Source organism: Providencia vermicola (assembly GCF_020381325.1).
In the GTDB taxonomy this organism is placed as follows: Bacteria; Pseudomonadota; Gammaproteobacteria; order Enterobacterales; family Enterobacteriaceae; genus Providencia; species Providencia vermicola.
The window spans coordinates 43,120-66,149 of the sequence record NZ_JAGSPI010000013.1 but is presented as its reverse complement, the minus strand read 5'-3'; the positions used below and the strand labels follow the sequence as shown (position 1 = coordinate 66,149).

Annotated in this window: 21 protein-coding genes; 11 read left to right on the top strand and 10 right to left on the bottom strand. The window is 37.7% G+C overall.

All coding sequences use genetic code 11. From position 1 onward, the window contains the following. Positions 1-161: 161 nt before the first annotated feature. The gene (locus tag KDJ85_RS17900) at positions 162-2,372 is read right to left on the bottom strand and encodes an extracellular solute-binding protein (RefSeq protein WP_225820808.1); all 2,211 of its coding nucleotides are present in this window, start codon (positions 2,370-2,372) and stop codon (positions 162-164) included. Between the two features lie 345 nt (positions 2,373-2,717). Between KDJ85_RS17900 and KDJ85_RS17895 the strand changes: the two genes are divergently transcribed. Genes KDJ85_RS17895 through KDJ85_RS17885 form a run of 3 tightly spaced genes read left to right on the top strand, consistent with a single transcriptional unit; the run spans position 2,718 to position 5,537 of the window. Continuing rightward, positions 2,718-3,539, top strand: a complete 822-nt coding sequence (locus KDJ85_RS17895; RefSeq protein ID WP_225820807.1) for an MBL fold metallo-hydrolase — start codon at positions 2,718-2,720, stop codon at positions 3,537-3,539. A gap of 13 nt (positions 3,540-3,552) precedes the next feature. Next, positions 3,553-4,800 (top strand): MFS transporter, encoded by a 1,248-nt coding sequence (locus tag KDJ85_RS17890; RefSeq protein WP_225820806.1) that lies wholly within the window; start codon positions 3,553-3,555, stop codon positions 4,798-4,800. 23 nt (positions 4,801-4,823) lie between these two features. Continuing rightward, positions 4,824-5,537 (top strand): MgtC/SapB family protein, encoded by a 714-nt coding sequence (locus KDJ85_RS17885; protein ID WP_225820805.1) that lies wholly within the window; start codon positions 4,824-4,826, stop codon positions 5,535-5,537. A gap of 71 nt (positions 5,538-5,608) precedes the next feature. Here KDJ85_RS17885 and hypT read toward each other — a convergent pair whose 3' ends face one another. Beyond that, positions 5,609-6,517: a hypochlorite stress DNA-binding transcriptional regulator HypT gene (gene hypT, locus KDJ85_RS17880; RefSeq protein WP_225820804.1), complete on the bottom strand. Its 909-nt coding sequence runs from the start codon at positions 6,515-6,517 to the stop codon at positions 5,609-5,611. A 710-nt stretch (positions 6,518-7,227) separates the two neighbouring features. Between hypT and cuyB the strand changes: the two genes are divergently transcribed. The 6 genes from cuyB (at position 7,228) to KDJ85_RS17850 (ending at position 14,779) form a co-directional block, all read left to right on the top strand. Then, positions 7,228-7,959, top strand: coding sequence for a cysteate racemase (gene cuyB, locus KDJ85_RS17875; RefSeq protein ID WP_225820803.1), 732 nt, complete (start codon positions 7,228-7,230; stop codon positions 7,957-7,959). Between the two features lie 78 nt (positions 7,960-8,037). Then, a complete protein-coding gene (locus KDJ85_RS17870; protein WP_225820802.1) occupies positions 8,038-9,339 on the top strand; it encodes an anaerobic C4-dicarboxylate transporter in 1,302 nt (433 codons plus the stop codon). 732 nt (positions 9,340-10,071) lie between these two features. Further along, the gene (locus tag KDJ85_RS17865) at positions 10,072-11,145 is read left to right on the top strand and encodes a zinc-binding dehydrogenase (RefSeq protein WP_225820801.1); all 1,074 of its coding nucleotides are present in this window, start codon (positions 10,072-10,074) and stop codon (positions 11,143-11,145) included. Between the two features lie 149 nt (positions 11,146-11,294). Beyond that, positions 11,295-12,155: an ABC transporter substrate-binding protein gene (locus KDJ85_RS17860; protein ID WP_370661211.1), complete on the top strand. Its 861-nt coding sequence runs from the start codon at positions 11,295-11,297 to the stop codon at positions 12,153-12,155. A 157-nt stretch (positions 12,156-12,312) separates the two neighbouring features. Then, positions 12,313-13,797, top strand: a complete 1,485-nt coding sequence (locus KDJ85_RS17855) for a sugar ABC transporter ATP-binding protein (protein ID WP_225820800.1) — start codon at positions 12,313-12,315, stop codon at positions 13,795-13,797. 4 nt (positions 13,798-13,801) lie between these two features. Next, a complete protein-coding gene (locus tag KDJ85_RS17850; protein ID WP_375084037.1) occupies positions 13,802-14,779 on the top strand; it encodes an ABC transporter permease in 978 nt (325 codons plus the stop codon). Between the two features lie 161 nt (positions 14,780-14,940). Here the strand turns inward: KDJ85_RS17850 and KDJ85_RS17845 are convergent, their stop codons facing one another. From KDJ85_RS17845 to KDJ85_RS17835, 3 genes are all read right to left on the bottom strand, one after another. Beyond that, complete coding sequence (locus KDJ85_RS17845) at positions 14,941-15,948, bottom strand: LacI family DNA-binding transcriptional regulator (RefSeq protein WP_225820799.1); 1,008 nt, start codon at positions 15,946-15,948, stop codon at positions 14,941-14,943. A gap of 247 nt (positions 15,949-16,195) precedes the next feature. Continuing rightward, the gene (locus KDJ85_RS17840; protein WP_225820798.1) at positions 16,196-16,990 is read right to left on the bottom strand and encodes a sulfite exporter TauE/SafE family protein; all 795 of its coding nucleotides are present in this window, start codon (positions 16,988-16,990) and stop codon (positions 16,196-16,198) included. 54 nt (positions 16,991-17,044) lie between these two features. Beyond that, positions 17,045-17,392, bottom strand: a complete 348-nt coding sequence (locus KDJ85_RS17835) for a thioredoxin family protein (protein WP_225820797.1) — start codon at positions 17,390-17,392, stop codon at positions 17,045-17,047. A 172-nt stretch (positions 17,393-17,564) separates the two neighbouring features. Here KDJ85_RS17835 and KDJ85_RS17830 point away from each other — a divergent pair, with 172 nt between their 5' ends. After that, positions 17,565-18,440: a leucine-rich repeat domain-containing protein gene (locus KDJ85_RS17830; protein WP_225820796.1), complete on the top strand. Its 876-nt coding sequence runs from the start codon at positions 17,565-17,567 to the stop codon at positions 18,438-18,440. Between the two features lie 49 nt (positions 18,441-18,489). Here KDJ85_RS17830 and KDJ85_RS17825 read toward each other — a convergent pair whose 3' ends face one another. From KDJ85_RS17825 to KDJ85_RS17810, 4 genes are all read right to left on the bottom strand, one after another. Beyond that, the gene (locus tag KDJ85_RS17825) at positions 18,490-18,897 is read right to left on the bottom strand and encodes a DUF3597 domain-containing protein (RefSeq protein WP_225820795.1); all 408 of its coding nucleotides are present in this window, start codon (positions 18,895-18,897) and stop codon (positions 18,490-18,492) included. Positions 18,898-19,064: 167 nt separating this feature from the next. Continuing rightward, complete coding sequence (locus tag KDJ85_RS17820; RefSeq protein WP_225820794.1) at positions 19,065-19,202, bottom strand: hypothetical protein; 138 nt, start codon at positions 19,200-19,202, stop codon at positions 19,065-19,067. Positions 19,203-19,562: 360 nt separating this feature from the next. Then, positions 19,563-20,261, bottom strand: coding sequence for a hypothetical protein (locus tag KDJ85_RS17815; protein WP_225820793.1), 699 nt, complete (start codon positions 20,259-20,261; stop codon positions 19,563-19,565). Between the two features lie 11 nt (positions 20,262-20,272). Continuing rightward, positions 20,273-22,366 (bottom strand): VENN motif pre-toxin domain-containing protein, encoded by a 2,094-nt coding sequence (locus KDJ85_RS17810; protein ID WP_225820792.1) that lies wholly within the window; start codon positions 22,364-22,366, stop codon positions 20,273-20,275. Positions 22,367-22,510: 144 nt separating this feature from the next. Between KDJ85_RS17810 and KDJ85_RS17805 the strand changes: the two genes are divergently transcribed. Then, on the top strand, positions 22,511-22,681 hold the full coding sequence (locus tag KDJ85_RS17805) for a SymE family type I addiction module toxin (protein WP_225820861.1): 171 nt from the start codon (positions 22,511-22,513) through the stop codon (positions 22,679-22,681). 43 nt (positions 22,682-22,724) lie between these two features. Here the strand turns inward: KDJ85_RS17805 and KDJ85_RS17800 are convergent, their stop codons facing one another. Then, a complete protein-coding gene (locus tag KDJ85_RS17800) occupies positions 22,725-23,030 on the bottom strand; it encodes a hypothetical protein (RefSeq protein ID WP_225820791.1) in 306 nt (101 codons plus the stop codon).

The window sequence follows — 23,030 nt, the reverse complement described above, 5'->3', positions numbered from 1 at the left end:
TTAAGCTTACAGTTGAGGCTGCGAACGTGCTGGCAAGCCACCATAAACTGGTGGCCACTCAGAGGGAACAAATAAAATATAACGTTAAAAAGCTTCGAATATAATCAATTATGATTAAAAGTCGATTCCAGATCTAGATACCACTATTTAAAGAAACCACCCTATCGTTCCCCTTGGGTATCCACTAATAAACGCTGATTAATGTATTCAATGGTTTCTTCTATTGTCATGATCTTATTCACCACATTAGTAATCCCTTGACCAATAATCACTTCAGCTTGGCGCAAATTAAATAACTTACCGTTTGGAATGGAAGATTCGCGGATCCCACGGTTAATTTCTTGATAAGCCAGAGGCATCCAAGGGTAGCGATGGCAGATTTCTTGGTTATGGCTGAAATCTTGATGGTTACTATTCCCACCCAATAAAATAAGATGATCCATCACGATAGGTGAATAGAGCCAACGATAAAATTGCTCCGCATAATGTGATTTTTGACTATAACGAGATACGCCGAGTGCACCTCCCCCGAGTTGTGGAAGCCCACCAGGCACAGAGGCATAACCAATTTTTGGAAAAATATCGCTATGAGCCACATCATTAAACAGATTCATATAAGCAATTAACATAGCAAGTTCACCTTGCTCAAATTGCCTAACGGATTCGCTCCACCACTTTTCATGGATATTTTCAGTGACAGAAACTTGGTGTAGATAATCGCTTAACACTTTGCCTGCCAAAGGCATTTCTAATCGAGGAATACCATCCCCCTCAATTAACCGCCCACCTTCTGCATAGTAGCGCAGCAAATATTCACTTGCTATTAAGCCAGCACTTCCCAATGTTGTTGATGCACCAATTGGGCGAGAAAATTGCCCTTTTTCATGCTGCTCTGTAAAAAACTGCGTGACTTGGTCGTATTCGTGAAAACTTGTCGGCACAGCCAATTCATTGCCTGTTTTTTCGTAATACATGCGCTTTAGGATCGGATCTTCAAACAAGTCTTTTCGATAAAACAACAACTGGGCACTAGCATCAAATGGCATGGCATAAGCAGTGTCCCCGACTAAACTAAATTTTTGTTGGGTTGGTCTGGAAAAGCTGCTCAATAAATCCGTTAAGCCGTTCCCGACGTTATCTAGCGGCTGTAATATGCGCTCTGCAAACCAAGGAAAACAGGCCATATCAATCCGCAATAAATCATAATAAGGATGTAAATGGAGCTGTCCCAATATTTGGTAGACTTCGTCATAAGGATGTATGGCTAAATTAACCTTAATGCCCGTTTGGCGATAAAAGTGGGGTAAGAGCTTTTTGAGTGCATTTGTCGAAGGACTTGGCAAAATAAGGAGGTTCAAACTCGGCTCATCTTTATTAACTGTACTAAGTGCTGGTGTTGCAGTATAGAGGTTGCCACTTTGGTTGCGCACATAAACAGTGTTTGCTCCCATGTTCTCACTTTCCAGTTCATCCTCTTTCATTAGCTCATCAACAACCTCTAACCCTAGCTGCGCATAATTCATCGGAAAACAATGTAGCCCTTTTAATATTGGGGGAATATTACCACTTAAGGCAAAAATAGCAGGGCAATCGCTATTGCTACCAAAAAAACTGGCTTGAGTTAAAAAACTTGCTTTTTCAATATCTTCAGCAACAAACAAGTCTGGTGTTTGGTCTAAGGTGAAAAAATCAAATGCCGCTTTATAGGATTCATCATTCGATGCTCGGATCACAATATATTTTTTATTTGGTGCACACTGCTTGAGGCTTTTTTGTAACTCACTCACAAACGTTGAATGTTCTAATTCACCATGTTCATCGCTGAAAATCCCCACCAGTTGACTGCGGCTGGTCGCAATTTGTTGGCAAATCGCCTCTGCAGCTTGAGAAAAATCTAACGTGAAAAAATGGTGAGCATTAGCTGGTTGGCGGTAAATAAACACAATCTGAGAAGCAGGTAATTTTAATGTATCAAAATAAGTGTTCGCGTCTTGCAAGCAGCTCACAGCAACCACCTGTTTATATCCACCCGCTGCAATTTTTTGTAATGCATCTAACTCTGTTGTTTCAAGATCATCCGTCAAAAATAGATCATAGGTTATCTCGGGATACAAAGAGATTGATTGCCTAAATGAATTAAAAAAGATTGCGTATTTATCGGACACTAACTGAGGTAATAGTATCGCGATTTTGTGGCTTTTATTGGTTCTCAACAATTGCGCTTGTGTATTGAGCTGGTACCCCATTTGCTTTGCTGCTTTATAGACAGCCTCAATTTTCTCTACACTCACATTTCCACGTTTATTCAAAACGTTAGAAACCGTTCCATGAGAAACACCCGCCAATTTTGCAATATCTTTAATTGTTGCCATTTGTCTTTTCACCTTACGTTGCTTCTCGCAATAGCATACCTGAATTATTTATCACGACTACCGATAATTAATTTGAACGTTCCAAAATAAATATGCAGATAAAACAATCAAATAATGGAAAGTATTAACATTCGATACGTATAAAGCAAAAAATAAAAAATACCACTATTAATCAAATAGATAATTATTTTAATTTGAATGAGATCACTGATCTGAATATCTATCATTGGCAAACTAACCCCACCAAATTATCATTGGAACGTTCAAATAATAGTTTTATCGATTTAACACCAGCACCAGGGATTTAATAACCCAAAATAAAACAATAAGATAAAGGAAATTATCATGAAAATTCATTTTTTAGGCACTGCGGCTTCAGAGGGTATACCAAACCCTTTTTGCCGTTGTGAGCACTGCCAAAAAGCAAGGCAACTTGGTGGTAAAGATATCAGAACTCACTCCTCGGCTATTGTGGATGACCTCATGTTGATCGACGTATCTCCCACATTTAGTTATCAACTGATGCGTGATGGAATGGATGCAACCCATTTTGAAAGCCTGCTATTCACTCACACTCACCCTGATCATTTTAATGTGGGCGATCTGTTCAGCCGAATGGAAGGTTATGGCTTTGAAATTCACCATCCACTTCACATATTTGGCAACGATCGTGCAATCAATGGCTGCCTTGAAGTGCTACCGGGATACAGCAAAGAGCGTTTCGCTTTTCATTGTTTAATCCCTTTTGTCACCGTTGAAAGAAATGGATATAAAATTACCCCATTACTAGCAAACCATGCGAAATGGGAGCTCTGTTATGTCTATCATATTGAAAAAGATGGCAAAGCGATTTTCTATGGCCACGATTCAGGCTGGTTCCCAGAGCTGACTTGGCAATGGCTTGAAAACAAACCGCTAGATATTGTTGTATTCGAATGCACTTATGGCCTAAATGGCAATAACCATACCGATAACCATATGAGCCTAGAAACCGTCTTTGCAGCACAAGAAAGGCTGCAACAACAAGGTTGTTTGCATTCTAATACTCAAATTGCTGTTTCTCATATTTCACACAGCGGTAAATTACTGCATGAAGAATTAGTGGCGGTTTGTGCTCCTTATAATATCCGTGTCGCATATGACGGATTAACGTTAGAAACACATTAAGAGGGAAATAAAAATGGATATGAAAATCACTTCCCGCTTGCTGATCATGATGTTTGTGCAATATTTCATGCAAGGTGCATGGAATATGACGATGGGGCTGGTATTAAGTACCTATGGTATGGCACATATTATTGGTAATGCTTATGCGTTATTAGGTGTCGCGACCATTATTTCACCGTTATTTATTGGTATGGTTGCTGACCGTTTCTTTGCTTCACAAAAAGTGATGGGGATCCTTCACTTAATTAATGCCGCCGTCATTTTATGTGTTCCTCAATTTATTGAAGCACAAAACAGTGGCATGACCCTATTTTTGATCTTTATTATTGGTCTGCTGTTTTACCCAACAACCGCACTTTCTAATAGCATCAGCTTCTCCCATATTAATGGTGTGAAATATTTCCCTATCATTCGTGTATTCGGTACGTTTGGTTTTATGGCTATCGGATTTATTTTAGGGGAAATGGGCTTCTCTGGCAGTACCATGACATGGTATATCGCATCTGCGGTTGCAGTCGTATTAGGCTTTTACTGTTTTACACTGCCAAATACGCCACCAAAAGCTAAAGGTAAACCATTCTCTACACGAGATATTTTATGCTTAGACGCATTGTCATTATTTAAAGACCGCTATTTCGCTATTTTAATGTTTAGCATCTTTGTATTAATGATCCCAAAAACAGCTTATTCCGCCTATATCCCTGTGTTTATTAAAACGCTTGGGTTTGATAATGCCGCTTCTATTATGCAAATTGGTATTGCCTGTGAAGTGCTGTTTATGTTCTTCCTATCGTTCTTCTTGATGAAGTTCGGTTTTAAAATCACTTTATTATTAGGTGCAGTTAGCTGGATTATTCGCTCAACATTATTTGCCTATGCTGCGGTCGATACCAGTTTATATTTTATTGTCTTTGGGTTGATGCTTCAGGGATTATGTTGGGACTTCTTCTTTACCGCTGGCGATATTTATGTCGACCGTAAAGCAAAACCAGAAATCCGCGCACAAGCTCAAGGGTTACGCTTTATTGTTTCAAACGGCTTCGGTTTATTATTTGCCTCCACGATTTGCGGACAAATATTTAACTCAACAGTCACGGAAAAAGGTAGCGAATCCTTACCACAATGGGAAACCTTCTGGCATTACCCGGCTATCGTCGCTGCTGTTGTTTGTGTGTTTTTTATCTTCTTCTTTAAAGATGATGTTTCTAAAAAGAAAAATAACGACGATAAAAAAGCACCAGAGGGCGCTGTAGCACCGTAATTCGAAATATACAGAGGTAAGCCATGGATGCTCTTATGCAGTTTGTCGACACCATTGGCCCTTTGTCACTATCAAGTATTGCTAAATTACTCGCCGCCTTTATTTTAGGCGGCTTTATTGGCTTAGAACGTGAATCAAAGGGAAAACCTGTCGGCTTTAAAACCTGTGTCATTATTGCTGTTGCTAGCTGTTTATTAACCATTGTTTCTATTCAGTCTGCCGAATATTACGCCAATATTTCAGATAATATTCGCAGTGACCCAATGAGATTAGCGGCGCAAATAATCAGCGGAGTGGGCTTTTTAGGCGCGGGTGTTATTTTACATCGTCGTGATGATGCTATTTCAGGACTGACAACCGCAGCGATTGTTTGGGCTTCAGCTGGCGTTGGAATTGCGTGTGGCTCTGGCTTTTATTGGCACGCATTAATTGTCACCGTTCTTTTTTTCTTGGCGATTCAACTGAGCCCACAAGTGGCATTGTTTCAGATGAAAAATCAAAAATTAGGTAAGATTAAAGTTCGAATGTTGTTTACCCATGAAGATGGCGTCCCCTTACTCATTGAGTATTTAAAACAACATAAAGACATTATTGAAAACCTAACAATACGTGACATAAAAAAAGAGCGAGTAGAAGTCAATTTAAAACTGGTGGTTCGCCAAAAAACCACATTGCCTGAATTTTATTGCTCGTTAAAACAGCTATCTTATGTTCATTCTGTTTCTTTAGATCACTAATGTTCAATGATTATATGGTACAAAACCCGCGACTATAGCGGGTTTTCTCGTTATAGGATTTCTATTAAGTTTTACAAATGCTTTAAATCTTCTGGAATATTTTTCTTCAAAATACGCCAAAAATCCTCTGCGGTTTTATTTAAACGAGTGTCCATACGGTAAATGTAAGCTTGAATTGGAATCGTCAATTCAGGGGTATCAAGACAAACCAATTTCTTTTCTTTCAGCTCATTGACCACAGAGTAAATCGGCAGCCATGCGATGCCATGACCATCCAATGCCATATTTTTCAATAATTCACTCATGGAAGACATAAACAACGTTTTTGAACTAATTGCACCGAACTCACTTAACCTACGATTAACTAACCGCCCCATATAAGAAGCATTCGTATAATTCAACAAGGGAACTTGGGGTTGGTAAATATCGAATAACGGTTTACCAAATTCATCTGCGGCACAGATAGGGTAAAGCTCAGACTCAAAAACATTCAAGCTGGAAAATGGAGATTGCATTAAATCCTCATCATAAAATGAGATGATAAAATCACTTTTCCCTTCTCTTAGTGCATTCACCACCTGTACCACGTCAATGGCTTCAACATGATAAACAAATTCTTCCCCGAAACCAGACAATGCGTGAACAAGTTTGGGGAGCAGTGTTAATGATAAAGAATGTGCCGCCGCAATTTTAATATTAGGTAAACTTAAAATATTATGCCCAGATAGTTCATTCAAATTACACTCTAATTGCTGCAACAAGCTACGGGCTTGAGAGTGGAAAACTTTGCCTTCTTCGGACAATTGCAAGGGGGATGTGGTTCTATCAAACAATTCGACACCGATCGCCTCCTCTAACGCTTTAATACGCCGACTAAAAGCGGGTTGAGAAATGTTTCGCTGCTCAGCAGCATGGGAAAAATGCCGACAAGATTCCAAGGTTAAAAAATCGTACAGCCACTTTGTTTCTATATTTTTCATGTTATTAAGCCTTAAGCAGACTTGCTGTTAAAATATATACGCTAAATCATTCGAGTTGCATGTAGGCGACAAGTGAAGATAGACCGATGAGCATACAAAAGTATGTGATTCGGCTATCTGAATGCAGTCAACACCCATGCAGCTTGAAAAAGCGACTAACCTATATACGCTAAATCATTCGAGTTGCATGTAGGCGACAAGTGAAGATAGACCGATGAGCATACAAAAGTATGTGATTCGGCTATCTGAATGCAGTCAACACCCATGCAGCTTGAAGGATGACGCGTATAAAATATATAATGATATTCTTATTACTATATTTAGTTAATCGCTAGTTAAATTATCATGCATAAATTGTAGATCTGTTATTTGTATTATGCATAAGGTTAACGTTTCAAACATTAATAAAAATCAAATTTTATTTTTTATTAATTTAATCTTCACTGTTAAAGCCAATTATATTCGGGCTTTGCCTTTCATTTCATTGAGCTCCTTCGAGTTAACATTAAAATCTTAATGCGTATCTTGCATTAAACCATACTTACTTGCATTTCTCTTCCCTAAAAAACCTTGCTAAAAATCAGACACCGATTAATTAGAACCAATGGTTAATAATTAATTAAATAATGTATTTCATGTTAAATAAATTAAGTAATATCGCGTTTAATTTATCTTAAATCAAAAAAAGATAAAATCGCAGGAGCGTAATAATGAAAGGTTTAATTGGTGTATTAGGTGGAATGGGTCCAGCAGCAACCGTCGATTTATTTAATAAATTTGTAACATATACTATTGCTAATAAAGACCAAGACCATATTCCATTAATTATTTCATCCATTCCTGATATTCCAGATCGTACAGAAGCATTGTTAAATCATGGGGTCTCACCGCTTCCTTTGATGACAGATTATTTAAGAAAACTCGAAGATGCAGGTGCTGAATGCATTGTAATCCCCTGTAATACTGCGCATTTTTGGTTTGATGAATTAAAAAACACTTGCCATGTGGATATGCTAAGTATTGTTGAAACCACGATGCAAGAAGTTATCTTAACTGAGAAGAAAAATATCGGCCTATTAGCGACGAATGCAACCATGTATATGGGTCTTTACCAAAAAAGTATTGAACAAAAAAAATTAAACTGCATCACACCTGATGAAGAAAGCCAGAAATTAGTCATGAAAAGCATTTATTTATTAAAGTCTGGAAATAAAGATGCAGCAGAAGAGATCATGAAGTCGCAAGCTGAATTATTATTTTCACGGGGAGCCGAAGTCATTATTTTAGGTTGCACTGAAGTTCCTGTTATTTTAGCCAATGAAGTTAAAAAATACCCTGATAAGTATATAGATTCAACAGGTTCTTTAGTTAGGGCTAGTATTCATTGGTATGAAAATAGAGTTGGAAAATCACATTTAATAATAAGCCAAAATTTAAAGTAACTATTTAACCATTATTAAAAACAATCAATTTAAGAAATTTTATTACTAATGACAATATATTGTCTATTGGAGACGATTATGGTTTGGCTAGAGATCATTGTTGTACTAGGTGCTATTTTCTTCGGTATACGTATGGGCGGAATTGGTATTGGCTTATGCGGAGGATTGGGGTTGGCAGTATTAACCATTGGATTTGGTTTGCCAATAGGTTCTCCCCCTGTTGATGTTATTTTAATTATTATGACAGTTGTTGTCGCAGCATCTGCATTACAAGCAGCAGGTGGGATGGACTATTTAGTGCGCCTTGCCAGCACATTTATGCGTAAAAATCCGAAGTACCTAAATATTATTGCGCCAATCACCACTTGGGTGATGACCATTATGGCTGGTACGGGATTTATCGTATTTTCAATGCTTCCCGTCATTGCTGAAATAGCGAAAGACTCTGGTATACGCCCTTCTCGTACACTGGCAGGCTCCGTTGTTGCTTCACAAATAGCCATTTCAGGTTCTCCGATAAGTGCCGCAATGGCGGCAATGTTAACCATTATGGAAGGTAATGGCGTTACATTTATTGTTGTTATGTCGGTGTGTTTAACTGCATCCTTTGTGGCTGCAATGGTTGCTGCATTTATTGCATCACGCCAAGGTTGTGAATTGGAAGATGATGAAGTTTATTTAGACCGCTTACAAAAAGGGTTAGTCCATAAATACGAAGAGAAAAAAGGCGAAAGTACTACCCGTGAGAAATTTTCAGTTGTCGTTTTTCTTATTGCAACCGTTGCGATTGTGATATTGGCAGCTTTCCCTCAATTACGCCCAGGTTTTGATATCGGCAAACCGATGGGTACCCGTGATATCATCATCATCTGTATGCTTAGTGCAGCCTGCTTGATGGTTATTTTCTGTAAAACATCACCAAACTCTATCGTTTTAGCACCAACGTTCCGTTCAGGGATGAGCTCCCTTGCTGTCATACTGGGAATTGTGACATTAGGCACCACTTTTGTTGATGCCCACATGGATCAAATCAAAGCTATCGCAGGGGATGTATTATCTGCCTACCCTATATTGTTAGCTGTCGTGCTGTTTTTTACCTGTGCATTGCTCTACTCTCAAGGGGCAACAACACCACTAATCATTCCACTGGCGATTGCTTTGGATGTACCAACATGGGCTATTTTAGCGTCGTTCGTTGCTGTCACTGGCGTGTTTGTTTTACCCACTTACCCAACGTCATTAGCGGCAATCGAATTTGACTCCACAGGTTCAACTCGTGTCGGAAAATATATTCTTAACCATCCCTTCATGTTACCAGGGTTAGGTGGAATTATTGCAGGGGTTGCCTTTGGGTTTATTATCGCACCGATGATTGTTTAACTTAAGGAGTGAGGGGCTAATCCCTCACTCCTTACTATAAATAAAAACACCTATTTCCTTACAAAATGAAGTTATTAATTGGTACTTTTTGGCTTTATTCTTAGTTGAATTTATTAAATACAATACAGAATAGAGCCTTTTTTCTTTCAAATCTTATTTATTCATACTCAATCTTGATAAAAATTTAATTTTCAGCACTTATTGCTTTCAGGTCTAATCATAAAATATTTTTTAACAAATAAAATATCGATTGACCTTCACCTTCAAATCACTTTATTTAATGAAAATTAAATTAACTTTCATATAAAAATGTGAGCTGAAATGTTTTTGCATGAATTATCCACTTCTGAAAACAGTTAAAATAATTATACTCGGCTTCATATTCATTTCTTAATAAGCCTAGCACGAGGAATGAATTTTATTTTATTAGTTATTTTTCATCGTGTTAGATACCTATGAATGACGTTTTCCACCCCTTTGACGGTGCTCTGAAAGCAATAAAAAATTAAGAGTTAAATCACAAATCTTAGTTTTTCTTCCCTGCACCTTCAAAAATGACGACGTCGTCATATTAAAAATAAATTATTTTATCTATAACATTAAAGAACCATTTTTCTTACATTCGTATCCAAATTTATCGTTAAGCGTAAAAATTAAAGCAATTTAGAGATAAAAAAACGCTTAATGTTGACGTCAACATTAGGGCTAACAACTAGAAAGAGGTTTTAGAACATGAGTAACCTACCTGAGAAAATGAAAGCCGTTGTTTGTCATGGTCCCCATGACTATCGCTTTGAAAATATTAGAAGACCTACAGCTGGCTTTCGAGAAGTTGTCATTAAAGTCGATGGCTGTGGGATCTGTGCGGGTGACTGCAAAGCCAATGATGGTGCACAAATGTTCTGGGGTGATGACCCATGGATCAAAGCCCCTGTCATACCTGGTCACGAATTCTATGGCAGAGTCGCAGAATTGGGTGAAGGATCTGCTGAAAAATACAAATTAAAAGTGGGTGATCGTATCCTCGCAGAACAAATCGTCCCCTGCTGGGAATGCCGTTTCTGTAAATCAGGTAAATATTGGATGTGTGAAACCCATGATATCTACGGTTTCCAAAAAGAAGTTGCCGATGGTGGGATGGCTGAATATATGCGTTTTTCTGAGCGCGCTATCATTCACAAAATTCCAGATGAACTTTCAGATAAAGACGCCGCATTAATTGAACCTATGGCCTGTGCCATCCACACCGTTCGCCGTGGTGATATCGATTTAAATGACGTCGTCGTCATTGCAGGTGCTGGCCCGCTTGGTCTGTGTATGATCCAAGTTGCAAAACTCAAAACACCAAAAAAATTAGTCGTGATCGATGCTATCGACGAACGCCTTGAATTAGCGAAAAAATTTGGTGCTGACGTGGTGATCAACCCACTAAAAGAAGATGCCATCAAGTTAGTCAAAGAGATGACTGAAGGTTACGGCTGCGACGTTTATATCGAAGCGACGGGTGCCCCTGTTGGCGTAACTCAAGGTTTAGAAATGATCCGTAAACTTGGCCGTTTCGTTGAATTTAGCGTGTTTGGTAAAGAAACCACGGTTGACTGGTCAATTATTGGTGACCGTAAAGAACTTGATATCCGCGGTGCGCACTTAGGCCCATATAGCTATGAGGTTGCTATCGATCTCTTTAGCCGTGGCTTAGTTAATGCTGATGATATCGTTACCCACTTCTACTCCATCGATGATTGGGAAGAAGCCTTTGTCATGGCGAAATCTGCCGACTCAATTAAAGTCGTCATCAAGCCATAGACATGCACTAACTGTTTGTAATAATTAATAATTTAAATAAACACTAGACGAGTAAGACCCTACATATAATTAAACGCTCTTTAGGAGAACATCTTATGTTGAGTAAATTCAAAAAGTTAGCTGTAGCAGCAAGTGTCCTGACATTAGGTATGGCGTTCAACGCTACGGCAAAACCTGTTTCAGTTGGCATGTCGTTTCAAGAATTAAACAACGAATATTTCGTCACAATGAAAGAAGCTCTGGAGAGCGCAACTGGCGATATGGGTGCTCAGCTGTATATTTCCGATGCGGCGCATGATGTATCGAAACAAACCAGTGATATCGAAGATATGTTACAGAAAAAAATCGATATCCTGTTAATCAACCCAGCGGATAGTGTTGGTGCAGAAACGGCAGTACTGGCAGCGAAAAAAGCAGGTGTTGTGGTTATCGCTATCGACGCACAAGCTAATGGCCCAATTGACTCTTTCGTCGGTTCTAAAAACTACGATGCCGGATTAATGGCAGGTAAACGCTTAGGTGAAGCGCTGGGTGGAAAAGGTGAAGTCGCCATTTTAGATGGTATTCCAGTTGTGCCAATCCTCGAGCGTGTTCGTGGCTTTGAAGCTGCAATGAAAGAATATCCAAATATTAAAATTGTTACCAAGCTGAATGGTAAGCAAGAGCGTGATACTGCGATGAATGTCACAGAAAACATGCTGCAAGCTAACCCAACTTTGAATGGTATTTTCAGCGTTAACGATGTGGGCTCACTTGGTGCATTAGCGGCTATCGAATCTTCAGGCCGTGATGTAAAACTTGTCAGTGTTGATGGTTCGCCTGAAGCCGTTGCTGAAATTGCGAAAGGCAACTCACCGTTTATCGCAACTTCTGCACAGTTCCCACGTGACCAAGTTCGTATCGGCTTAGCAATGGGTTTGGCAAAATATTGGGGTGCTAACGTACCAAAAGAAGTCCCGATTGATGTTAAATTAATCGACAAAACAAATGCAAAAGATTTCCACTGGTAATCGAATATTGACTCATTAATTGTATTGCACCTGTACCTTATGTATTAGGTGCAATACCTTCTCATAACAATTAATAATTAAATGCATATTGGAATCACTTTATTCCAGATGACTTTGTTACCCATTTTTAAGCGGTTAAGAAATATAGGGAAGCAATATGATGCAATTATTAGCATTACAAGATGTCAGCAAAACTTTCCCTGGAGTTAAGGCGTTGGATAATATTAATCTCTCCCTTGAAAAGGGTGAGGTTCACGCGTTATTAGGTGAAAATGGCGCAGGTAAATCTACGCTAATGAAAGTTTTATGTGGAATACATAAGCCTGATAGTGGAAAAATTTTGATAGAAGGCAAAGAACATATTTTTCATAACTACAGAGATGCTATCAAAGCTGGTGTAGGTATTATTTTCCAAGAATTCTCTCTAATTCCTTATTTAAATGCGTTTGAAAATATCTTTTTAAATCGTGAACTAAAAAATAAATTTGGTTTATTAGATAGAAAACTTATGCGCCAAAAATCTCAAGCTTTACTCACAGAGCTTGGTGTTAATATTGATATTGATGAACCCATTAGCCATTTAAGTATTGCAGAGCAACAATTTGTTGAAATTGCCAAAGCACTTTCTTTAGATGCTAAAATTTTGGTATTAGATGAGCCGACCGCAACATTAACACCTAATGAAGCGAATCATTTGTTCGATGTTATGCGCGATCTAAAAGCTAAAGGTGTTGGCATGTTTTTTATTTCTCATCACTTAGAAGAGATTTATGAAATATGCGATACCATCAGCGTGTTACGTGACGGGCAATATATTGGGTCACGTAAAGTCGATGAAACAGACTTAGATGTCATTATTGAAATGATGGTTGGCCGGGAAGTGGAAAATATTTATCCACATAAGCGCGAATTCTCCCAACAGGAAATTATTCTTGATGCTGAAATTCAACGTTTCCCAAATAGCCCTGTTAACCATCTTCAATTGAAAAAAGGTGAAATCTTAGGGTTAGCGGGCCTTGTTGGTTCAGGAAGAACCGAAACAATCCTAGCCATGATTGGCGCAGATAAAGCCTATAAGAAAAAAGTCATTTTAGAAGGTCAAGAAGTCAAAATTAAATCTGCGGCGGCGGCACTGCAATTAGGTATCGGCTTATTACCTGAAAGTCGTAAAACCCAAGGTTTAGTTTTACCTTTCTCAGTCAATGAAAATATTTGGTTAAATAACCATGCGCAAAAATTGTTTTTAATCCAAAATAAAAAAGAACTCACTTTATCTATTGATTTAATTTCTCAAGTAAAAGTTAAAACACCAGAGCCTCACACTGCGGTTTCCACATTAAGTGGTGGTAATCAGCAAAAAGTTGTTATTGCTCGCTGGCTAAATAAACAAGCCAAAATTCTTATTTTCGATGAGCCTACTCGAGGTATTGATGTTGGGGCAAAATCAGAAATTTATCAGCTAATGCGCTCACTCACTGAAAAAGGGATCTCCATTATTATGATCTCCTCTGAATTACCCGAAGTTATTGGTGTAAGTGATAGAGTTTTGGTCTTTCGTGATGGTGAAATTGCCGCTGAGTTAAGTGGAGAAGAAATTAACTCGACTCAGATTATGGTACATGCAGCTGGCAATATTATATAGGATAATGACTATGTCTAATCAAAGTGCAATTCCACTAACTAAAACTAAATTTAGTTTTTCTAAATTAACAAAAATACCTGCATTCTTACCACTTGTTGGTTTAATTCTTTTATTTACCTGCATGTCCATTTTTAATGAGCATTTTTTAACGGTAAATAACCTTTCTACCATTGCACGACAAGTTTCAATTAATGCCATTATTGCTATTGGTATGACGTTTGCCATTTTAACTGGCGGAATTGATTTATCTGTTGGTGCTGTTATGGCTTTATCGGGCACCTTGATGGCTGGCCTAATGAAATATTATGGTATGGACCCATATGCAGCCATTGCTCTGGGCTTATTATCAGGGATTGCATTTGGTTTTATTAATGGAATTTTAGCCGCTTATGGTAAAATGCCGCCAATTATCGTCACATTAGGCGCGATGATTATTGCGAAAGGCTTAGCGTTAATTTATACCGGTGGCTATCCAATATCAGGATTACCCAAAGAATTTGCCTTCTGGGGCCGTGAAGAGTTAATGGGCATTCAAGTGCCAATTTTATTAATGCTTGGCCTTTATCTTATTTTTTACGTCGTCTTAAACCACGTCTCATTTGGTCGTTATATTTATGCTATTGGCGGTAATGAAGAAGCCGCTCGCTTAAGTGGTATTCGCGTTGAACGCTACAAAATGTTGGTATATGTGATAAGTGGTTTTACTGCTGCATTTGCGGGGCTAATTTTTACATCTCGCGTCATGAGTGGGCAACCTAATGCAGGTGTCGGTTTTGAACTAGATGCGATTGCCGCAGTGGTCTTAGGTGGCGCTTCTATTGCGGGTGGACGTGGCATGATCATCGGTACATTAATTGGAGCCATGATCCTCGGCGTATTAAATAATGGATTGAATTTATTAGGTATTTCCCCTTATGTTCAATACATTGTGAAAGGCTTAATTATCTGGGGTGCAACATTTATTAGCTCAATGAAGCGCTAAATTTTTCATAATTCAACCTTATCGGTTAATTGCCTGTAGATTGTGACTGTCAATTAACCGATTTTTTTAATTACAAATCAAAGTGAAATATAAAATAGTCAAAGTATTATGAAGGGGAGATAATCGGATAAAATAGCCCCTTAACGAGGCATTTTTTATTATTAATAAATAACAAGCTTACCATCAACAAAAATTTGTTTCGTCTCATGGCCTTTATTTGTATCACGTTCTATTTCTGTAAATAATAACTCTGTGGTTAATTCCCCAAGGTAAACGGAATCATGATGAACGCCAGAAATAGATAAATGATAGGTATCTGCATAAGGCGGTAAATCGACGGAAAAATAACGGCAAGATAACCCTAATTCTGCAATGATTTTATACATTCCCGCAGTAATAATTCCATTTAGCCCAACAATATACATGCCTGGAGTATAAAGTTCTTGAACTTTTTGTCTTAAATACGCTTCATCTTTTTTATTAAACATATAACTACTATATAAGACATTAAGGTTTTTTCTATTTGGAAAGCTTGCATATATTCCAGACAAACGGGACAAACTGATTTCTGAATTTTTAGGGCCAGAAATAATTAATGTATTTTCGCTATTTTGTTCATTAAGGAATTTTCCCGTCAATGCACCAATTTCAAAGTTCTTCAAAAATAACCCAGAATATTTTTTCTCATAGCCATAAATCGCACGGTCGACAAATACTAACGGAACATTATGTTGGTCGATTAATGAAAGATAACTAGGCTGGTAGTCTTTATCATCACGCACTGGCGATAGTAAAATGCCACTCGCTTTATAGCTAACGAGTGTTTCAATTGCCGTTTTCTCTGCTTTTTCATCACTATCTGAATCAAAAATCATCACTTGATACCCTTTCTCTTTTGCTAAACGAGAAACGGTTTGAATGAGAACAACATAGAAAGGGTTAAATGTACTGTCAGTAACCACACCAATTATGCGGCTATTTTTATTTTTCAGATTTCGTGCAAAAAGATTGGGAACATAGTTGAGTTCTTGAGCAATTGCTAATATTTTATCCCTTGTTTCTTTCTTTACCATTTCGGGATGATTAAATGCACGTGAAACGGTAATATCAGTAACATTTGCACGTTTAGCTATATCAATTATTGTTGTTGAGCTATCTTGTTTTGTCATAATTATATTAGTCAACCTTTAGTGCCCCCCTGATTGATATAATCAAAATCCTTTTAAGCTATTATCAGAGAGGATGAAATGCGATTGTTCATTATACCGTATTGAAGATGAAGATAAATCGTTTTATTCACTAATAATACAATAATCCGTCAATATGAAAATCGTGTTATACACGATAGAATATAAAAACAGTCTAATTGCTAGTTGAATAATCTAATTTATTAACATTTACCTTTAAAGCACAAGTTCATAAAATATTTAACTCATCTAAGACTGAATAGATTAAGCTAAAAGAAACAATAATAATTAGGCTTGCAAATATATTTTTAACTAATTTTATTGGAATATAATTTATGATGACTCTCCCTATTAGTAAACCAATGACACAGGATGTGACAAATATCAAACTAATTTCCCTAGGGTATTGAAATCCATTTAAAATATTGATTAAAATACTCACGCTACCGATACAAAAAATCACCATTAATGATGTTGCAATAATACTTTTTATATTTAAATTTGATACTTTTCGTAACGCAGGAACAATCACAAAACCACCACCAACACCTAGTAATCCTGTTAAAAGCCCTGCAATAATTCCGATACCACCTAATATCGACGCTGTTTTTATATTCCAAATAAACTTCCCCGTCTCTTGGCTAATTTGGCACGGCGCATCATTTAATTCAGTCAGCTGAGTAAAAAAAGTACGATATGCAACATAAAGCATCACTAAACTAAAGGCTAACGTCAGCCAAACAGGCGTAATTATTTGAGCAAAAAAAATACCATATTTAGCAAAAGGAATACTGACTATCGCTATCCATATGGCGGCTTTATATCGTATTGTTTTATTAATAAGCCCTTGAATAACACCAATAAAAGCAGCTAATGTTATTGCTAGAAGTCCAACAGGTGCAGCAAGCGCTACCGTCCAATTTTGGCTTGCCATCAACGCAGGAACCGCTAAAATACCACCGCCTGCCCCTGTTAACCCAAGCAAACATCCAATCAGTAAACCTTCAAGAATCAATAGCAGCATAACGATGAGCTTATTATTGTTATAAAGAGGGAAAAGATACTTTAAACCGAACGCCTAATTAACACAAAATATTTGGTTTAACGTTGCTATGGCTTGAGTTAGAGAAATCTCCCCCGCAATCACTTTTATCAATCGAGACTCTTTAAAAATAGCGATTGTTGGGACAGATTTAATTCCATATTTAGGTGCTAATATGGGGGACTGAGCGATGTCAACCATACCGAATTTAACTGCACTTTTTTCAAAATGATTCGCCAATTGTTCAAAAACAGGCTTCATCTTTTTGCAAGGAATACACCATGACGCTGAAAAATAGACAATAACAACGGGTGAGTCTTGCTCTTGCGGGTTATACAAGGTGCGTGAGAAATTTTCGCTATCTAACAATAAAATATTAGACATCTAAACCGCCTAGGTTAGTATTGGAATCCCATTAATTGCTTAAACTGTATCATAGGTAGCAGCATGATTAACCACTTAAAAGGCCATTCAATGCAATCTTATTATGTTGTTCATTATTCTATTTTTTACAGATAAACTGCACATAATACGTTCTATTAAAGTGAGGAAGGCGATGCTACACCAACATTCCAACTCTGAGTTTGAACTCAATCTGGATTCAAGCTGTCGAGAAGAGATTGATACGCTTATTCTAGCGCCTTTTGATTACCGCTTGGTAAGCGCCTATAACAATAATCTCAGTGCATTTCCCTATAGAATAACTCACTGTGAAAACCTAAAAGTACTTAATCTTTCTTGTAATCAAATTCAATCGATCCCCGCAGAAATAACAAAGTTAACGCGGCTCAAAATGTTAGATTTAGGGCATAACCATATTGTTGAAGTGTCCGATGAAATAGGTAACCTGCATCAATTACAATTCCTTTATTTAAGCGATAATGGCATTCGTTCTTTGCCAAATTCATTATCTCAATTAAACAATCTCGTGTATTTCAATGCAACGGATAACTTGTTAACGCAGGTACCCTCTTGGTTTTCTCAGTTAAAAAATCTTAAGGAACTGCGGCTGTATAATAACCAAATAGAGAGTTTTTCCAACTCACTTTCTCAATTATCCAATGTGCATGAAATACACTTGATGAATAACTGTATTTCAGAACTTACGGATAATATTTCGGGCCTATCTTCTCTTCGTATTCTGGATCTGAATCAAAATAAAATTCACGCTATTTCCCCTGCAATATCTACGCTTAAGAAATTGCATACTTTAAATTTAAGATTTAATCAGTTAACTCACCTTCCTGAGTCGATAGGTGAAATGGCATCCATCCAATACTTGGATTTACGTGCCAATAAACTTAAAACATTACCCGACAGTTTAATAAATTTAACTAACCTCATTAAACTCGATTTACGGTGGAATAGCTTTACTGAGGAACCAAAAGTGATTAAAGCGCTAAGAAATAAAGGCTGTACTATTTTTATTTAATTGTGCCTTTAAGCGTGCCGTAGTCAAAACGCTACGGCACCACTGAGACTTATTTTTTGAGTTGATTCACAAGCTCACTCACATTACCACCCGCTTGCTCTAATTGCTTAATCACTTCTTTAATTAACCACACATTCATGGTTGCAGTATCACTTGTATCGCCTTGGTAGCCTAGCTCCACAGCAAGATTTTTCCGTGCAGTTAAGCTATTATCCAAACCTAATAATGTTAATAAATCAACAATCGACACTTTCCAATTAAGTTTTTGCGGATAGTTTTTTGCTAAGCCTTCTAGTACAGCCATAGCATCAATTTTATTATCTGAAATAGCATCATTACTGATATTAATATTGGCTCTAATCGCTTCGGTCATCGCAGCAACAGGGTCTGCACTATTTTCTATTTTGGCATCGGCAGGTTTAAAAACCTTAGTTAAAATCTCTTGGAAAAAGCTCATGAGTGCCCCTCTCGTATTGTGCTAAAGGATAATATTCTTCACATAAACTATAGCAGCCTACGCTGAGAAATCTATTTTCTGGTTATATGCTAGCGGTGAATTTTTTAGATAATCATAATTCTATATCATTATTAATGGCAGACCAGGCAGGTCAAAATAAATGATGTTTATAGTAACTTATCGTAACGCTGCTTAATTCTTAGCATTGATTTTTCAACTGATATTTTACCCGTTTTCTTATCCACCGATTGATAATCACTGTGCATCTCGGTTTTATTCACATTCACCGATGCCGTGGTATTCAACCCTGTGCCAATGCTGCCCGACAGGCTACCGCCTTTTTGCTTCGAGTCGTATTTGTCGGTAGTTTGTTAGGTGTTTTTAAACAAAAAAGAAAGGAAAATAACACGATAGGCTTGGAATATTTGGATGGGTGATTAAAAAAGAAGTGCTTAAAAACAGACGATATTCAGTGGGTTACTTACCGAACCGAGGGGAACCCAACCCCAGCCCACAACTGACATTTATAAGTAATTGCTTGAATGATTTGAGATTTGCTATTATCAGCCAGCTTATACTCGCACACCGAACAGGGTAGTTGAGGGAAATAACAAAAGTATAAGCTTTTTGCTAAAACAAACTAATTATTATCCCTCTGACATTATTCAATTTTCAGGAGTATAATTTTTAATTGCAATACTCCCATACTCTGTATCATCAAAATAACTAATAAACCCATCAAAATTTAATAAACTAGACTTTATCCCATTAAAATTATTCTTATCCACCCATCTTTTTTTTGTTTCTACAAACAAATCAAGTGCATTGTTAAATATATTCACACTTACAGGATCAATAAAATATTTATAGTTAATTGATTCAATTAATATGTCTGTTTCATCAAATTCAATTGTTACTGTACCATTAAAAATCAGCATTATATTGACCATCGAATTTACATAATCAGAACTATAACCAACAAGCCATATACATTTATCACCTATAGAAAACTCATTATCCTCTGAATGATAATAGTCTCTTGCTCCTGATTTAACCTGAATATATGTACTTTTTATACCACTTATATTTAGTGTTGCTTTTTTCAACATTAAAGTAAGTATATCTAATTCTTCATTTTCTATACTTTTTAAAGCTTTTGCTACAATACCATCACTATTTTTAGTGATTACAGGGTTATACCATTCTTTGTCATCAATATTAACTATTATGTTACTCATTGATATTGATGACGAAATTGAATTACCAATAAGATCTGAAATCGAAAAATATGATTTCAGATCTATATTGTTATCTAAGCAAATCATTTTCGGATAACTACGAGTTATGTCTATATTATATTTCATATTTCACCCGGTTACTCTCTTTCAAATTTATATTCTTTAACTGTTGGGTTATTTATAGGCTTACCATTTGAATTTTTGAAACCTTCTCTTGAAATTACTTTCACTTCTACTAATTTAAATCCATTTTTCTTGGCTTCTTTTTCAATATTTTTTATTGCAGGATTGTTCCAAGAGCCGGTAATTACCATGGTTCCATTTTTATCCAATACTCTCAATACCTCATTATTGAACGACTTAAATCCATATGGGTTTTCCATGACAATTACTTTTTGGGAACCAGTCGCAACATTTGATAAATCATTAGCATTACCAGCATGAACACCTAATCCTCGAGGATAATCTGGGTGTGAAATGTTATATGCATTTTCAATCGGCTTTTTACCTGCACCAACATTTAATGTTCCACCTTGCTGAGGTTTATTGTAGTAACCTTTTTCCCATGGTATTAACGTATTATTTGCCGCTTTAGCTCCATAAACCATTGCAACGGCTTTCTCAATTTCCATCCAGCCTTTCGCCCAGCCTGGCATCTCATCCATTGCTTTCTGATATGTTGCAGCCATCCGACTATCAGTCTGAATTTTATCCATCGCTTGTTCAAGAGTATATCCTTTGTACATCAAGGCGCTAACTTCGCGAGAATATTCGTCTACAAGAGCATCAAATTGTCTTTTTTCATCTGGATGGTCTTTTAATGCATCATAAAATGCTTGATACTCACCTTCTAATTGATAGGTTTTTTCTGCACTCATCGCCTGTTTTTTATCACTTATACAGGCTTCTGACATACCACCTTGGCAAGCGGTAATTAATGATTCATTGCGCTCATCACTTTTTTCTTTAAGCGCATTTAGCTCTGATTGCTCAGCAGGCGTAATATTGCCTTGCTTTAATTTATTTTCGAGGGTTTTCTCTCTTTGCTTTTCATCAAAGCTCAAATAGTTATTCTCAACCGTAGTCTTCCCTGCTTCGCCTGCATTTGCCGCACTCGACGTATCCCCGCCAACTAGCCCTCCCGCTATACCCGCGGCCAGACTCGCAAACGCACTCACCGTCGATTTTTCATCTTCCGTTAGCTGACTGACATCTTTCTTATACAGCTCTTGCGACAGCATTCCCACCGCTTCTGCCGTCATCGCACCTAACGATTGCGCACCTGCATTTTCACCTTTTGCCAGTGCTAATGCAACATTCGCAATACCGTGTGCCGCTATGCGACCCTCTTTATTTTCGGATGGAATGTGTTGCGCTATTTGATTCGCGATATATGGCGCACTCGCATTCGCCACCGCTTTATTTACATCCCCATTCACTAAGCCTTGGATTAACGCTGTGCCCGACTCCACTATGCGACGTTTATCGCCTCCCACGCCCCAACCTGACTCATTCACTTTCGCCTGAATAACTTGCTCGTGAATATAGTTATCAATTGCCTCATCGCTGACCACTTTCCCTTGTACTTCAAGCGCTTTTTTCGCTGCATCACGCTCTTGCTGTGTCGGGATGTTCTTGCTCTCGTTCGCCTCCTTCGTCGCTTTTATGGTCGCATCCGTTACCGCGATATCCGTAATCTGCTTGCCTAACTCGCCGACTAGCTGCGTTTTCTCTATCCGTTTTTGCTCTTTCTCTTTGTCAAAAATCGTATTGAGCTTCTCGTGGGCATTCTCCACATCACGGCTTAATTCGTTAACATCCTGTTTCTGATTATCCTTATCGCGGATAACAATTTCACCCCCCGACACCGCTGCATGCGTAGTATTGCTCTCTTTCCCTTTGTTATTCACATTGGTCAATAACGAGCCTGCCGCATTACCCGCTAACTGGTCTTCAAATGGCGAGCCTCCCGTGCTAAACCCGCCACTTTGGCTATCCACTTTGTACTCAGCTTTGTTTTTGATATCCCCAAAGCCCAATGTGCCCGTGTCGAGTTTGTTTTTATCGGCCTCTGCCGTGCTGCCAATCACCGCACCATCAAGTTGCGTATGATTGCCCACCGTGATATCAAAACCGCCTTTGCCTGCATGGATACCCGTTTGTTTATCCACCGATTGATAATCACTGTGCATCTCGGTTTTATTCACATTCACCGATGCCGTGGTATTCAACCCTGTGCCAATACTGCCCGACAGGCTACCGCCTTTTTGCTTCGAGTCGTATTTGTCGGTGGTTTGTTAGGTGTTTTTGAACAAAAAAAGAAAGGAAAATAACACGATAGGCTTGGAATATTTGGATGGGTGATTAAAAAAGAAATGGTCAAAAACAGACGATATTCAGTGGGTTACTTACCGAACAACGGTAAACCTAACCCCAGCCCACAACTGACCATTAGCGGTAAATGGCTGAAGGAGTTAGGGTTTGAGGTGGGTACGCACTACACCCCTCACTCGCCAAGCCGGACAGTTGATTATCCGGTTGGCTGAGGAGTGAGGTATAAATAGATCCCAGTACGGGCTGGGATCTATTTTAAATTAGATCTTCACCATTATGTAAAACAATTACGTTATTTTTACCTAATTCACCTTTAACTAAACTAGCAATCTCATTAGTGCATATTTCAAGTAGCTTATTCGATACACTAATATAAAAATAAGATTCGGGATCTAAACCAAATTCATTTGAAATTTCTTTATCAAATGGACCTAATTCTTTTGCTCTATATAAAATATAATGTTTAGGAAATATCTCTGGGTGTTTAGCTACAAACACATCCAGTTTTTGCTGTAATTCAGTAACAGACAATGTTGTATAACATCTTAAATCTATAGACAT

Coding starts and splice junctions, on each gene's coding strand:
- KDJ85_RS17890 (WP_225820806.1), top strand. CDS start 3,553: ATGGATATGAAAATCACTTCCCGCTTGCTGATCATGATGTTTGTGCAA.
- KDJ85_RS17865 (WP_225820801.1), top strand. CDS start 10,072: ATGAGTAACCTACCTGAGAAAATGAAAGCCGTTGTTTGTCATGGTCCC.
- KDJ85_RS17825 (WP_225820795.1), bottom strand. CDS start 18,897: ATGAGCTTTTTCCAAGAGATTTTAACTAAGGTTTTTAAACCTGCCGAT.
- KDJ85_RS17805 (WP_225820861.1), top strand. CDS start 22,511: ATGGTCAAAAACAGACGATATTCAGTGGGTTACTTACCGAACAACGGT.
- KDJ85_RS17835 (WP_225820797.1), bottom strand. CDS start 17,392: ATGTCTAATATTTTATTGTTAGATAGCGAAAATTTCTCACGCACCTTG.
- KDJ85_RS17850 (WP_375084037.1), top strand. CDS start 13,802: ATGACTATGTCTAATCAAAGTGCAATTCCACTAACTAAAACTAAATTT.
- KDJ85_RS17815 (WP_225820793.1), bottom strand. CDS start 20,261: ATGAAATATAATATAGACATAACTCGTAGTTATCCGAAAATGATTTGC.
- KDJ85_RS17845 (WP_225820799.1), bottom strand. CDS start 15,948: ATGACAAAACAAGATAGCTCAACAACAATAATTGATATAGCTAAACGT.
- KDJ85_RS17895 (WP_225820807.1), top strand. CDS start 2,718: ATGAAAATTCATTTTTTAGGCACTGCGGCTTCAGAGGGTATACCAAAC.
- hypT (WP_225820804.1), bottom strand. CDS start 6,517: ATGAAAAATATAGAAACAAAGTGGCTGTACGATTTTTTAACCTTGGAA.
- KDJ85_RS17855 (WP_225820800.1), top strand. CDS start 12,313: ATGATGCAATTATTAGCATTACAAGATGTCAGCAAAACTTTCCCTGGA.
- cuyB (WP_225820803.1), top strand. CDS start 7,228: ATGAAAGGTTTAATTGGTGTATTAGGTGGAATGGGTCCAGCAGCAACC.
- KDJ85_RS17860 (WP_370661211.1), top strand. CDS start 11,295: ATGGCGTTCAACGCTACGGCAAAACCTGTTTCAGTTGGCATGTCGTTT.
- KDJ85_RS17900 (WP_225820808.1), bottom strand. CDS start 2,372: ATGGCAACAATTAAAGATATTGCAAAATTGGCGGGTGTTTCTCATGGA.
- KDJ85_RS17870 (WP_225820802.1), top strand. CDS start 8,038: ATGGTTTGGCTAGAGATCATTGTTGTACTAGGTGCTATTTTCTTCGGT.
- KDJ85_RS17800 (WP_225820791.1), bottom strand. CDS start 23,030: ATGTCTATAGATTTAAGATGTTATACAACATTGTCTGTTACTGAATTA.
- KDJ85_RS17885 (WP_225820805.1), top strand. CDS start 4,824: ATGGATGCTCTTATGCAGTTTGTCGACACCATTGGCCCTTTGTCACTA.
- KDJ85_RS17840 (WP_225820798.1), bottom strand. CDS start 16,990: ATGCTGCTATTGATTCTTGAAGGTTTACTGATTGGATGTTTGCTTGGG.
- KDJ85_RS17830 (WP_225820796.1), top strand. CDS start 17,565: ATGCTACACCAACATTCCAACTCTGAGTTTGAACTCAATCTGGATTCA.